The organism is Pseudonocardia sp. CA-142604 (assembly GCF_050948475.1).
Taxonomy (GTDB): Bacteria; Actinomycetota; Actinomycetes; order Mycobacteriales; family Pseudonocardiaceae; genus Pseudonocardia; species Pseudonocardia alaniniphila.
In genome coordinates this window covers 7,664,434-7,677,629 of sequence record NZ_CP192045.1, presented here as the reverse complement: position 1 = coordinate 7,677,629, position 13,196 = coordinate 7,664,434, and the positions used below count along the sequence as shown (strand labels likewise).

At 71.5% G+C, this 13,196-nt stretch carries 10 protein-coding genes; 6 read left to right on the top strand and 4 right to left on the bottom strand.

The window, feature by feature from the left end; translation table 11 throughout:
- Positions 1–62 precede the first annotated feature (62 nt).
- Genes ACQPZQ_RS34640 through ACQPZQ_RS34625 form a run of 4 tightly spaced genes read left to right on the top strand, consistent with a single transcriptional unit; the run spans position 63 to position 5,132 of the window.
- The gene (locus tag ACQPZQ_RS34640; RefSeq protein WP_433287925.1) at positions 63–1,529 is read left to right on the top strand and encodes an aldehyde dehydrogenase family protein; all 1,467 of its coding nucleotides are present in this window, start codon (positions 63–65) and stop codon (positions 1,527–1,529) included.
- A 16-nt stretch (positions 1,530–1,545) separates the two neighbouring features.
- The gene (locus ACQPZQ_RS34635) at positions 1,546–3,096 is read left to right on the top strand and encodes an APC family permease (protein WP_433287923.1); all 1,551 of its coding nucleotides are present in this window, start codon (positions 1,546–1,548) and stop codon (positions 3,094–3,096) included.
- Entirely contained in the window at positions 3,093–4,640 is a 1,548-nt protein-coding gene (locus ACQPZQ_RS34630; RefSeq protein ID WP_433287921.1) for a GMC family oxidoreductase, read from the top strand. Before ACQPZQ_RS34635 ends, ACQPZQ_RS34630 begins: the two co-directional genes overlap by 4 nt.
- A gap of 36 nt (positions 4,641–4,676) precedes the next feature.
- Positions 4,677–5,132 (top strand): nitroreductase family deazaflavin-dependent oxidoreductase, encoded by a 456-nt coding sequence (locus tag ACQPZQ_RS34625; protein ID WP_433287920.1) that lies wholly within the window; start codon positions 4,677–4,679, stop codon positions 5,130–5,132.
- Here the strand turns inward: ACQPZQ_RS34625 and ACQPZQ_RS34620 are convergent.
- Positions 5,119–6,549: a hypothetical protein gene (locus ACQPZQ_RS34620; RefSeq protein ID WP_433287918.1), complete on the bottom strand. Its 1,431-nt coding sequence runs from the start codon at positions 6,547–6,549 to the stop codon at positions 5,119–5,121. The two genes, ACQPZQ_RS34625 and ACQPZQ_RS34620, sit on opposite strands and share 14 nt — an antisense overlap.
- A 190-nt stretch (positions 6,550–6,739) precedes the next feature.
- Positions 6,740–10,012: a BTAD domain-containing putative transcriptional regulator gene (locus ACQPZQ_RS34615; protein WP_433287916.1), complete on the bottom strand. Its 3,273-nt coding sequence runs from the start codon at positions 10,010–10,012 to the stop codon at positions 6,740–6,742.
- 130 nt (positions 10,013–10,142) lie between these two features.
- Between ACQPZQ_RS34615 and ACQPZQ_RS34610 the strand changes: the two genes are divergently transcribed.
- Positions 10,143–11,051, top strand: coding sequence for an NAD(P)-dependent oxidoreductase (locus tag ACQPZQ_RS34610; RefSeq protein WP_433287914.1), 909 nt, complete (start codon positions 10,143–10,145; stop codon positions 11,049–11,051).
- Positions 11,048–11,923, top strand: coding sequence for an NAD(P)-dependent oxidoreductase (locus ACQPZQ_RS34605; protein WP_433287912.1), 876 nt, complete (start codon positions 11,048–11,050; stop codon positions 11,921–11,923). The genes ACQPZQ_RS34610 and ACQPZQ_RS34605 overlap by 4 nt, the downstream gene beginning before the upstream one ends.
- On the opposite strand, the gene ACQPZQ_RS34600 is transcribed toward ACQPZQ_RS34605, so the two are convergent.
- A complete protein-coding gene (locus tag ACQPZQ_RS34600) occupies positions 11,910–12,812 on the bottom strand; it encodes a ketopantoate reductase family protein (protein ID WP_433287910.1) in 903 nt (300 codons plus the stop codon). The two genes, ACQPZQ_RS34605 and ACQPZQ_RS34600, sit on opposite strands and share 14 nt — an antisense overlap.
- Positions 12,813–12,850: 38 nt before the next feature.
- Positions 12,851–13,183, bottom strand: a complete 333-nt coding sequence (locus ACQPZQ_RS34595) for a DUF3140 domain-containing protein (RefSeq protein WP_433287908.1) — start codon at positions 13,181–13,183, stop codon at positions 12,851–12,853.
- Between the last annotated feature and the right edge of the window lie 13 nt (positions 13,184–13,196).

Sequence of the window (13,196 nt, the reverse complement as noted above, 5' to 3'; positions counted from 1 at the left end):
ACTATATGCACCAAAACGGGCACACCGCTTGACGTGAGGGCACTTCTGAGGACGATCTACGCGTGCTCAGCCATTTCGTTAACGGATCATGGATCCCCGGCTCCGGTGGGACCGCCGAGGTGATCAACCCGTTCGACGCAAGCGTGCTCGAGACGGTCGTCCAGGCCGGGCCTGACGACGTCGACCGGGCGGTGCTTGCGGCGCGGGTCGCGTTCGACACCGGGCCATGGCGACGCACCCCGGCGACGGAGCGCGCGGCGTTGCTGCGCCGGGTCGCCGACCTGCTCGTGCGGGACAAGGAGAAGATCGCCCGCACCGAGACCCTCGACACCGGTAAGACGCTGGTGGAGAGCCGGATCGACGTCGACGACGTGACCGCGGTGTTCCGCTACTACGCCGACCTCGCCGACAAGGACGTGGGGCGGATCGTCGACTCCGGGCAGGCTCACGTCGTCAGCCGGGTGGTCCACGAGCCGATCGGCGTGTGCGCGCTCATCACGCCCTGGAACTACCCGCTGCTGCAGCTGTCGTGGAAGGTCGCTCCCGCGATCGTCGCGGGGAACACGATGGTGATCAAGCCCAGCGAGGTGACGCCGCTGACGAGCGTGATGCTCGTGCGGCTGTTCGAAGAAGCGGGCGTTCCGCAGGGCGTGGTGAACATCGTGCTGGGGGACGGCCTCAGCGTCGGGGCCCCGCTCACGGAGCATCCGGCCGTCGACATGGTCAGCTTCACCGGGGGCCTCGCCACCGGCCAGGCGATCATCCGCGCGTCCGCTGCCACGGTGAAGCGCGTGGCCGTCGAGCTCGGTGGAAAGAATCCGAACATCGTCTTCGCCGACACCGACTTCGAGACGGCTGTCGACTACGCGATCACTGCGGTGTTCCTGCACTCGGGCCAGGTCTGCTCGGCGGGTGCCCGGCTCATCGTGCAGGACGAGATGCACGACGACCTCGTCGCCGAGATCGGGCGGCGGGCCGAGCGGATCCGGTTGGGCAACGGCCTCGACGAGGGGAGCGAGGTCGGTCCGCTGGTGTCGGCGGCACACCGCGCCAAGATCGAGGACTACGTCGCGTCGGCGCAGGCCGAAGGGGCGCGACTGGTCGCGGGCGGGTGTCGGCCGGAGGAGCCCGAGTTGCAGAAGGGGTTCTTCTACCGGCCCACGGTGTTCGCCGACGTGCATCGCGAGATGCGCGTGGTCCGCGAGGAGACGTTCGGTCCCATCCTCACCGTGGAGCGCTTCTCCTCCGAGGACGAGGCCGTCGCGCTGGGCAACGACACCGATTTCGGCCTCGCCGGTGCGGTGTGGACCGCCGACATGGGCCGGGCCGAGCGGGTGGCGGGGGCACTGCGGCACGGCACGGTGTGGATCAACGACTACCACCCGTACATCCCAGGGGCGGAGTGGGGTGGTTTCAAGCGGTCCGGCAACGGTCGCGAACTCGGTCCGACGGGGCTGGCCGAGTACCAGGAACACAAGCACATCTGGCACAACACCGCACCAAAGCCGATGCGGTGGTTCTCAGGATGAATACAGGAGGTCCGCGGTGAGCGCTCCCCAGGACGACGGGCTCGCCGATTTCGGCTACAGCCAGTCGCTCGACCGCAGCATCGGAAAGTTTGCCAGCTTCGCAGCCGGAATCAGCTACATCTCGATCCTGACGGGCACGTTCCAGCTGTTCTACTTCGGGTTCGCATTCGGCGGCCCCGCCTATTGGTGGTCGTGGCCGCTCGTGTTCTTCGGCCAGGTCATGGTGGCGCTCTGTTTCGCGGAGCTGGCCGCGCGCTATCCCGTTGCGGGGTCGGTCTACAACTGGTCGAAACGCCTCGCAGGCCCCGCGACATCCTGGCTGGCCGGCTGGATGATGTTCATGGCCTCGGTCGTCACGATCTCGGCGGTCGCTCTCGGCTACCAGACCACGCTTCCGCAGATCTGGAGCGGATTCCAACTCGTCGGCGACGGCAGCGGCACCACATTCGCGGTTTCCGCCGTGATCTGGGGCGTGGTCCTCGTCGCGTTCACGACCACGGTGAACGCCATCGGCGTCCGGCTGATGGCCCGGATCAACAGCGTCGGTGTGTTCATCGAGCTGATCGCCGCGGTGATCCTGGTGGTCCTGCTCGGCATCAACATCGTCAACCCGCCCACGGTGCTCTTCGACACCCAGGGCCTCGGCGAGGGTACGAATCTCGGTTACTTCGGGGCGTTCCTCATCGCCACGCTCGCCAGCGCCTACGTCATGTACGGCTTCGACACCGCCAGTTCGTTGGGTGAGGAGACCGTCGACCCCCGGCGTACGGCGCCCTCGGCGATCCTGCGTGCCGTGATCGCGTCGTTCATCATCGGCGGGCTGATCCTGCTGTTCGCCATCCTCGCCGCGCCCGACCTCGCCGACCCGGCGATCGGGGAGAACGGCCTGCAGTACATCGTGCTCTCCGTGCTCGGTGGCCCGGTCGGCAGCGTCCTGCTGGTGGCGGTGATCATCGCGATCACGGTCTGCGCGCTCGCGGTGCACACCGCGGCGATCCGGCTGATGTTCGCCATGGCCCGCGACAACGCGCTCCCCGGCGCCGCGCGGCTCGCCCACCTCGACCCGAAGCGGCGGACCCCGCTCGTGCCGGCGGTGCTGATCGGTGTGGCCGCGGTGCTGATCCTCGTGGTCAACATCGGCTCGCGGGAGATCTTCACGGCGGTCACCAGCGTCGCGATCATCATGATCTACATCGCGTACCTGCTGGTCACGGCGCCGATGCTCGGCAAGCGTCTCCGTGGCGAGTGGCCGGGGCCCGGCGCGGGCAAGGACGGCTACTTCTCGCTCGGGCGCTGGGGCCTGCCGGTCAACATCATCGCCGTGGTGTGGGGAGCGGTGATGGCCGTGAACCTCGCCTGGCCCCGCACGGAGGTCTACGGCGAGGGTCTGCTGGCCTGGAGCGCGTTCATCTTCATCGGCGCGGTCGTCGTGGTGGGGCTGGGCTGGTTCCTGCTGCGCGGCCGGCACCAGGTCGGCACCCTGCCCGAGCACCTCGCGAAGCAGCTCGACGTCGATCCGACGGTGGCGAAGGACTCCCAGTCGTTCCCGGAGGGGAGCCAGGCGTGACTGATGTGTTCGACTACGTTGTCGTCGGCGGCGGGTCGTCGGGCTGTGCCCTCGCCGCGCGGCTGTCGGAGGACCCGAGCGTCACGGTGTGCCTCCTCGAAGCCGGACCGTCCGATGTGGACGACCCGGCGATCCTGAAGCTCACCGACTGGATGGCGCTGCTGGACTCCGGCTACGACTGGGACTACCTGGTCGAACCCCAGGAGCGCGGCAACAGCTTCCTGCGGCACGCGCGCGCGAAGGTGCTCGGCGGCTGCTCGTCGCACAACTCGTGCATCGCGTTCTGGACGCCGCGCGAGGACCTCGACGAGTGGGCGTTCATGGGCTGCGACGGCTGGAGCGCCGACGAGTGCTGGCCGTTGATCGAGCGGCTGGAGACCAACGACGGGCCGTGGTCCGGGCACGGCCGGTCGGGCCCGGTCACGATCATGCAGGTGGAGCCGGACGACCCGTGCGGCGTGGCGGTGCTGGAGGCCGCCGAGGCCGTCGGGCTCCCGACCGTCCGGTTCAACGAGGGCACCACGGTCTGCGAGGGCGCGGGGTTCTTCCAGATCAACCAGGAGCCCGACGGCACGCGTGCCTCGTCGTCGCGGGCGTACCTGCACCCGATCATGGGTTCGCGTCGCAATCTCGAGATCCGCACGGGCGCCTGGGCGTCGCGAGTGCTGTTCGACTCACGGCGCGCGACCGGAGTGGAGTACCAGCAGGACATCGGTCCCGGCAGGCGCACGGTCGCCGCGCGCCGCGAGGTGGTGCTGTCGGCCGGGTCGATCGACACTCCGAAGCTGCTGATGCTCTCCGGGATCGGTCCGGCCGAGCACCTGCGCGAGTTCGGCATCGACGTGCTCGTGGACGCGCCGGGTGTGGGGTCCAACCTGGACGACCACGTCGAGGGCCTCGTGATGTGGGAGGCGTCGCGGCCGATGGTCACCCGCTCCACGCAGTGGTGGGAGATCGGGCTGTTCACGCGCACGGAGCCCGGACTGGACCGGCCGGACCTGATGATGCACTACGGCTCCGTGCCGTTCGACCTCAACACCGTGCGCTGGGGTTACCCGACCACGGACAACGGTTTCTGCTTGACCCCGAACGTGACCCGGGGACGGTCGCGGGGCACGGTGCGGCTGCGCACCCGTGACTTCCGTGACCGGCCCAAGGTCGATCCGCGCTACTTCACCGACCCCGAGGGCCACGACATGGCCGTGATGCTCGCCGGTCTGAAGCTCGCGCGGCGGATCGGGGAGCAGCAGCCGCTCAAGGAGTGGGTGGGCCGGGAGCTCGCGCCCGGCCCGGACGTGGTGACCGACGACGAGTTGGTGGACTACGTCACGAAGACCCACAACACCGTCTACCACCCGGCGTGCACCGCGAAGATGGGGCCGGCGTCCGACCCGATGGCCGTGGTCGACCCTCAACTACGGGTGCGCGGGGTGGAGGGGCTGCGGATCGCGGACGCGTCGATCCTGCCGTTCCTGCCGGCGATCAACCCCAACATCACCTGCATGATGATCGGGGAGAAGGCGAGTGACCTGCTGCTGCGGTGATTGACGTCGGAGTGTGGCGGTGATCGTGTGGACGGCATGGCAGAAAAGCCGAACTGGGCCGAAGTGAATCCGCCGGTCATCGCCACATTCCGGGCGAACCATGGGCAGGTGGGCGGCCCTTTCGTGGCTTCGCCCATCCTGCTGTTGCACACGGTCGGGGCACGGACCGGTCAATCTCGGATCAACCCCCTGACCTACCTCCCCGACGGCGACCGGTTCGTCGTGTTCGCGAGCGACCAGGGCGCTTCCCGCCATCCGGACTGGTTCCACAACGTCGTCGCCGGCCCGACGGTGCAGGTGGAGGTCGGCGACCGGATCCTCGCCGCCATCGCCACTGTGGCGGACGAGCCGGAACGCAGCGAGCTCTACGCGCGCCAGGTTGCGGCGTTGCCCCGGTTCGGGGAGTACCAGGAGAGGACCAGCCGCACGATCCCGGTCGTGATCCTCACCCCGTCCGAGCCGGGCGCAGGCGCGCGAGCTACTGGAAGCTGACGAACACCGGGGACTGCGGCCCGATCGCCATCGTCTGGGCGGCGGTGAACATGGGGCTGTCCTCGTCGTAGAAGTTCTTCCAGCCCCAGCGGATACCGGACGGCGCGGCCTGGTGCAGCGTGCGCCATGTCGCGAACTTGAGGTCCGGCGTGCCGAAGCCGTCGGCGTGCAGCACGAGCGACAGTTCGTCGCGCGATGTGTCGAGCCGCTCCCGCCCGTTGATCATCATGAGCCGGAACTGGTGCACCATCAGCAGCTTCTGCGGGAGCACCCGATCCCGGGTGAGGTCGGCGAGCCACGTCACCACGGAGTTGACCTCGTCGATGCCGACCGAGCCGATCTGCACGCGGTGGAGCTGTTGCGGGCCGAGCCGCCACTCGGGATCCAGAGCCAGCCCGACATGGGGCTGGGCGAGCAGTTCCTCGTAGCGCTTGGCCTGGGTGAGGAAGTCGGTGCGACCCGGTTGCAGGTCCAGCATCACGTAGACGCCCGCGTCACGCGCCGCGTCGACCCACGGACGTAGTTCGTCGACCGAGGACTCGGCCGAATAGTTGCCGTCCGCGCCCGGCACGGAGTCGGCGACCGTGGCGATGATCTCGAAGGCCGGGACGACCGGTTCTCCCACGAGCGGCTGGTACTCGGCCGCGAGTTCCCGGGCCCGCCGTATCGATCCCGCGATGTCCTGCTCCCCGAGCACGCCGAGAGCCGGTGCACCGGGATGACCGTAGAGGGCCACCATGCGCCGTCCCGGGAACGCCACCTGGCCGCCGCCGGGAAGCATCACGCCGGTAGCGGCCACGGCCAGCCGTTGCTCGAGCACCTGGGGTGTGCCGAACCCGGAGCCGAGGGCGACGACGTGGTCCGGACGCCGGAGATGTTCGGAGGCGAGCCGTGGGTCGCCCCCCGGCAGGACGGCCAGATCGGCCCCGGAGGCACGGGCCGTGGTGACCGCCGCTAGCTGGGCAGTGGGGTCGAGCGCCAGCACCAGCACGGACGGACGGCGCGGCGGTGCGACAACTGGGGACAGCGCGGCTTCGTCGGTGACGATCCTGGCCGCAACCTCCGCCGCGGTTGCCCAGCGCACGGCCTCCTCGCCCACGGCGAGCACGGTCGTGGTGCCGAGCCTGGTCAGCTCGGCGCGCACGTCGGGGGAGTCCTCGTCGGTGGGGGTCAGCAACAGAGGCGCGCCGATCCGCTCCGCCATGGGGCCTGCCGCAGCCGGCCCGGCCGGATCCGCGGCCGTGGTGAGCACCGCGACGGGCGCGCTGGCGAAGAGTGCGGCGCTGGTGGCGACGGCCAGCGCCGCCGGACCGTCGGTGCTGAGCACGGTGGTGGCCCCGGCGGGCACCGCGACGCGAGCGGTCAGTGGAGCCAGCGGGACGACAGGGGTGCAGGCGAGGGCCAACAGACAGGCCATGAGGACTCCAGCGGAACACGTCGCCCGCCGGGCGCGGCGGAACGACAAAGGCCCCGACTCGCGATGCTCTGCCCGTACCTCCACTCTCACGCACAGTAGTTCAGTGCGCGCCGAGCGCCAGGTCCGTGAGGACTCCCGTATGGGGGACATCGGGCAGGTACTCGCCGATTATCGGGCGACTCATGGGCGGTCAGCGGGCGACTCGCGTGGGTGTGGCGGGCGGCTGTGCGAGCTCGTCGGGCTCCATCCCGGCGCCGTGGTCGAACTCGTCGTCGAAACCCCGCTCACCGAGAGCCCCGCGGGCGGTGGCCGTGATCCGGTCGACGTCGCCGCGCTCGGCGTCGGGCAGGGGTGCCCCGACCGACTCCCGTGCCGCCGCGGCGGCGCCGAGCAGCCGGGCGGCCCGCACGTGCTCGCCGACCAGAGCGAGGGCTCCGGCCAGGCCTTCCATGGCCAGTGCGATGGCCCGCGGATCACCGACCCGGCGCGCCATGGCGAAGCCGTCGAGATGCAGCTTGGTGGCTGCGGCCGCATCGCCGCGCAGCTCCGCGACGAAGCCGAGCTCGGCGAGGATCAGGGCGTTGCCCGGATCGACGACCGCTCCGCCGTTCCAGGTGAGCAGGGTGTGGAGGTGCTCCTCGGCGGCGTCGAGATCGCCCACGCGGCGCGCGCAGAGCGCGAGCCCGGTGGCGGCGTACATGCGGCCCGGGACGAAGGCGTGCTCCATGGCCGTGCGCAGCGCCTGCTCGTGGAGCTGCGTCGCCTCCGCGAACCGCCCCTCGAGCAGGGCGACCCGGCCGAGCCACGACAGCTGGTAGGACACCTCGGCCCACAGGCCGAGTTCCTCCGCCATCCGCAACCCCTCGCGGTGCTGGCGGGTGGCCCGTTCGTAGTCGCCCGCGATCGAGGCGAGCGTGCCGACGGCGTAGGACGCCTGCACCTGACCCCAGCGGTCGCCGACCTCGTGGAACAACGCGGCCGCCCGCGCGGCGGCGCGGCCGGCGCCCGCGAGATCCCCCGCGGTCATCAGCTGGCTCATCTGGTCGACGAGAGCGGCGGCGACGCCCCAGCGATCGCCGAGAGCACGGAAGGTGCGCAGGGCGACCGCGGTGAAATGCTCGCCACGGGCGTGGCCCACGGTGGCGAGGGCGTATCCGAGGAACCACTGCATCCGCGCGCGCAGCGCCGCGGGCTCGATTGCCGCGATGTCGAGCGCCAGCCCGGTGTCGAGCTCCGGCGGGGCCTCGATCCGATCGCCGTCGAGCACGCCGAGGCCCGCATCCCAGGCTGACGCGACGGCCCGCACGGTGGCGGGCGCGGCACCCGGCACGGACAGCGCGCGGCCCAGCGACCGGCGGGCCTCACCGACCCGGCCGCGGAGGAACCAGTACCACGAGAGCGCTCCGGCCAGGCGCAACGCGGACTCGGCGCCCTCGGGCTGCTGGCACATGTGCTCGAACGCAGCCCGCATGTTGGCGGCCTCCGCGTCGAGCCGTTGGAGCCAGAGCCCCTGTTCGGGGCCGCGCAGGAGCGGTTCGGCGTGCTCGGCGACGCCGAGGTAGTGGCGGGCGTGCAGCCCACGCAGTTCCTCGGCCTCTCCCGCATCGGCCACCCGCTCGAGGCAGTAGGCGGCGACCGACTCGAGCAGCCGGAACCGCGGTTCGCCGGCAGCGCCGGTGTGGGCGACGACCAGCGAACGGTCGACCAGCCGACTGAGCAGGTGGACGACGTCCCCGGGCGCCACCCCGGGGCCTGCGCACACCGCCTCGGCGGCGCCCAAGCCGCAGCCCTCGGCGTGGACGGCGAGGCGGCGCAGCACGATCTGCTCCGGTGCGGTGAGCAGCTCCCAGCTCCAGTCGATCATCGCGCGCAGCGTCTGTTGCCGGGCCGGCGCACCGCGGGCTCCGGTGGACAACAGCCCGAACCGGTCGTCGAGTCGGGCGAGCAGCTCGTGGACCCCGAGGGCCCGCACCCGGGTGGCTGCCAGCTCCAGAGCCAGCGGGATGCCGTCGAGTCGCCGGCAGATCGCGGCGACGGCGGGCGCGGCGGCCGCGTCGAGGGTGAAGCCCGGCGCTGCCGCTGCCGCGCGGGCGACGAACAGCTGCACCGCGGACGCCTCCTGCACCGCGTGGAGGCTGTGTTCGGCGCCGCGCTCGGGCAGCGTGAGCGGCGGGACGGGCCGGAGCACCTCGCCGGTGAGGCCGAGGGGCTCCCGGCTGGTGGTGAGGATCCGCAGGCCGGGCGCGAGGCGGAGCAGCCGCTGGGCCAGCGCCGCGACCTGCTCGACCACCTGCTCGCAGTTGTCCAGCACGAGCAGGACCTCCCGCTCGCGCAACGCCTCGCCGAGCCGGTCGACGAGGCGGGTGGGCGCACCGGCCGAGACGGGGCCCTGGTCGTCGCGGACGCCGAGCGCGGCCGCCACCACTTCCACCAGCCGCTCTTCGGCCGGCTCTGACTGCTCGGGGTGCACCTGGCGGTCGATGCCGGCGAGCTCGACCAGCCACGTGCCGTCGGGTAGATCGGACACGAGCTGCCGGGCCGTCTCCACGGCGAGGCTCGTCTTCCCGACGCCGCCCGGCCCGGTGAGCGTGACCAACCGGGCGCTGCGGAGCAGCGTGCGGACCTCCTCCACCGCCGCCGCCCGGCCGACCAGCTCGGTGATCGGGGCAGGCAGGTTGGTGGTGGGGCGCATCGCGGCGGGGGAGCGGCGGGATCCCAGATCCTGCGCGAGGATCGCCTGCTGCAGCGCCATGAGCTCGGGGCCGGGTTCGAGCCCGAGCTCCTCGACCAACCGTGCGCGCAGCTCGGCGTAGCTCGCCAGCGCCTCACGCGGGAGCCCGGCCTGGTGGAGCGCGCGGATCTGCGCCGCGCGCAGCCGCTCCCGCAGTGGATGCCGGGCGACGAGCTCCTCGAGTTCGCCGATCAGCGCACCGTCGGGGGGACCGGGGGCCGCGAGCAGCGCCTCGGCCCGCTCCTCGGACGCGACCAGCCGTTCCTCCTCCAGGCCACGGACGGCCGGGGCGGCGAACGGTTCGCCTGCGACGTCGGCCAGGGCGGGACCCCGCCACAACGCCAGGGCGTCGGACAGCATCGCCGCCCGCGCGCCGGGGTGGTCGGTGGCGCGGGCCCGGGCGGTGAACGCACGGAACTCCTGGACGTCGACGGCGCACACCTCGGTGCGCAGCCGGTATCCCGCCGGCTCGTGGACGACGAGCTGCCGGCCGCCCGGCTCGGCGTTCTCCAACGCGCTGCGCAGCTGCGACACCTTCGTCTGCAGCGTGTTGCGGGGGTTGCCGGGCAGCTGCCCGCCCCACAGATCGTCAAGCAGCCGATCGACGGACACCGGCCGCCCGTCGTGGACGAGCAGATCGGCCAGCAGAGCACGGACCTTCAGCTCGGGGACCCGCACGGGGGTGCCCTGCGACGTCCACACGGCCAGTGGACCGAGCACCCCGAAACGCACGAGTCGACGGTAACCGCTCCGACCGACGGAATCGGACACGAGCCGTGCGCAGACCCCCAGCGAACCGTGCGCGGCCGCCCGCAGGCTGGCCCGTGACAGATGCAGATCCACGGACTTCCGGAAGGACTCGATGAAGAACACCGACAAGGCGGTGACGGTGCTCGGCCTCGGCGCCATGGGCAGCGCGCTGGCCAGGGCGTTCGTTGCCGCCGGCCACCCGACCACGGTGTGGAACCGCGCCCCGGAGAAGGCCGCGGCGCTCGTCGCTGCGGGTGCGGTGCGCGCCGATACGGCCACCGCGGCCGTCGCGGCGAGCCCGCTGGTGGTGGTCTGCCTGGGTGACCACCGCTCCGTGCACGAGGTGCTCGATCCGGTGGGCGACGCGCTTGCCGGACGGGTCCTGGTCAACCTCACGACCGGCACCCCCGAACAGGCCCGCGAGCTGGACGCCTGGGCCAGTGAGCGGGGCGCCGAGCACCTGGACGGCGGGATCATGGCCGTCCCGCCGATGATCGGAACGCCCGCGGCGTTCGTGCTCTACAGCGGACCGCTGAGCACGTTCGACGCCCACCGCGCGACGCTGGACGTGCTCGGCGACAGCCGGTTCGTCGGCGAGGACCCCGGGCTCGCCTCGCTGCACGACCTCGCCTTGCTCAGCGGCATGTACGGGATGTTCGAGGGCGCGCTGCAGGCCTTCGCGCTCGTCCGCTCGGCGGGTGGCTCGGCAAAGGACTTCGCACCGGCGCTCCGCGAATGGCTGCGCAACATGAGCGAGTTCGTGACCGGTTCGGCGGAGCAGATCGACACGCGCGACTACGCCACGGGCGTGGTCGCCACGCTCGCCATGCAGGCGGCCGGCTACGGCCACCTCGTCGACGTCGCGAAGGCGCAGGGAGTCAGCACCGAACTGATCACCCCACTGGCCGCGCTCATGGACCGCAGGGTCGCCGACGGGCACGGCCAGGACGGCATCGCAAGTGTGATCGAAGCGCTGGTCGAGCCGGGAGCGGCCACCGGCGTCACGGGAGGGAACCGATGAGTGAGAACAGCGCTACCCCACTGACGATGATCGGCCTGGGCCCGATGGGTCAGGCGATGGTGCGGCGGTTCCTGGCCGCCGGGCACCCGACGACGGTGTGGAACCGCACGGCGGCGAGAGCCGACGACGTCGTGGCCGAGGGTGCGATGCGGGCGGCCACGGTGGCGGATGCAGTGGCCGCCAACCGGCTGGTGCTGCTGAGCCTGACCGACTACGCCGCCATGTATGACGTGCTGAAGCCGGCAGAGGCCGAGCTCGCGGGCCGCCTCATCGTGAACCTGAGCTCCGACACCCCCGAACGGACGCGGGAAGCCGCCGCGTGGCTGGCCGAGCGCGGAGCCGAACTGCTCGTCGGCGGGATCATGGTGCCGGCGGAGATGGTCGGCACCGATGCGGCGTACGTCTTCTACAGCGGCCGGCAGTCCACATTCGACGCTCACGAGCCCACGCTGCGCGTGATCGGCCGGGCCGACTACCGCGGCGCGGACCCAGCGCTGGCGCAGCTCTACTACCAGGCCCAGCTGTCGCTCTTCCTGACGTCGCTGGCGGCGTACCTGCACGCCACAGCGCTGGTCGGCTCGGCCGGAGTGTCGGCGGCGGAGTTCCTTCCCTACGCGGTGGACAACGTCAGCGGTCTTGCGTACTTCCTCGACGAGGCCTCCCGCGAGATCGACAGCGGGCGGTACCCGGGCGACGCTGCCAACGTGACGATGATGGGCGCGACGGCCGACCACGTCGTGGGGTCGAGCCTGAGCGCCGGCATCGACTCGGGCCTTCCGGCCGCGGTCAAGTCGCTCTACGACCGCGCCGTCGCCGCGGGCCACGGCCGCGACTCATGGACGAGCCTGATCGAGGTGGTCAGGAAGGGGTAGCCGCGCCGGCGCCGGTGATCTCGGCGACGACGCTCCGGGTGACCGGAGCGCCGTCGGGCGCGGCCCGCAGCACCGGCCCGGCGATGGCGTCGAGCTCCAGCACCGCTCCGGCCATCGCGTCCTTGAGCATCGAGGACAGCATGGTCGCGGGAAGCGAGGAGAGCCGCTGCCGGACCGTGTCCGGGTCGATGTGGGCCCCGCCTCGAGCCGCCGCGGCCGCTGTCTCGGTGACCAGCGCGTCGAGCACGTCCGCGCGGGCCTCCCGGGCGGGCCCGATCGCCTCCCGCGTGCTCGTGGTGATCAGCGCGAGCGGACACAGGAAGGAGAGCTTGCGCCACAGCAGGGTGGCCTCGTCGGGCGCCGACACGTCGACATCGAGGCCCGCCTTCTGCAGCACCGCGGCTGCATCGGGCCCGGTATCGGGGCGGTCGGCGGCGACCGCGTAGTCGTTGAACGGCGACAGGTGCTCGATCACACCGGGGGCCACCCGGGTCGCCTCCACCGCCACGGTCATGGGGGTGACGGCGGCGCCGCCGAACACGGCGCGCAGCAGCGGAACGTGGTCGATCCCGTTGAGCAGCGGCACCACAGTGGCCCCGGACACCAGCGACGGGGGGACCCGGGCCAGCGCACCGAGCAGGTCGGGGGCCTTGACCGTGACGAAGAGGAGGTCGACCGGCTCGGTCAGCCAGGGCCGAGCCGGCACCGACGCATGACGGTCGCCATAGCGGCCGCTCCGCAGGCTGAGCCCGGAGGAGTTGATCGCGGTGCTGGTGCGGTCGGTGGCAAGCACCGTGACGGTGCGCCCCGCGTCGGCCAGGAGTACCCCGAGCATCCCGCCCACGGCGCCGGCTCCGAGGATCGCGATGCGCTGCGGGTGATCCGTCACGGAGTCCTCCTCTGCACCGCCGGCGCGGCCGTGTTGCGTCAGTCTGCGGGCTTGAGCGGGTCGTGCCCGATGGACATGAGCTTATGCCGCCAGGCGGCCTGACCGGCTGTGGGCTCGAGGTCGTCGCGGCGCTGCTCGTGCACCCGCTCGACGACCCGCCGCATGACGTGCGCGTCCTGATCGGTGATGTCGTGGCGACGTTTGCCGAGGATTGCCAGCACATCGTGCCCGGTAGGCGTGCCGGTCCGGTCCGGAAACTGCTCGGCGTCCTCGCCCGCGTCGCGGGTGCGCAGCCAGTCGCCCAGCTCACGTGAGGTCATGTTCACAACACGGTGGAACTCGTTCCACAGCTCGTCGTCGACATCTGCCATGCATCCGGCCTAC

Excerpts from the sequence above, each read along its gene's own strand:
- ACQPZQ_RS34625 (WP_433287920.1), top strand. The coding sequence starts at position 4,677 with ATGGCAGAAAAGCCGAACTGGGCCGAAGTGAATCCGCCGGTCATCGCC.
- ACQPZQ_RS34620 (WP_433287918.1), bottom strand. The coding sequence starts at position 6,549 with ATGGCCTGTCTGTTGGCCCTCGCCTGCACCCCTGTCGTCCCGCTGGCT.
- ACQPZQ_RS34610 (WP_433287914.1), top strand. The coding sequence starts at position 10,143 with ATGAAGAACACCGACAAGGCGGTGACGGTGCTCGGCCTCGGCGCCATG.
- ACQPZQ_RS34605 (WP_433287912.1), top strand. The coding sequence starts at position 11,048 with ATGAGTGAGAACAGCGCTACCCCACTGACGATGATCGGCCTGGGCCCG.
- ACQPZQ_RS34595 (WP_433287908.1), bottom strand. The coding sequence starts at position 13,183 with ATGGCAGATGTCGACGACGAGCTGTGGAACGAGTTCCACCGTGTTGTG.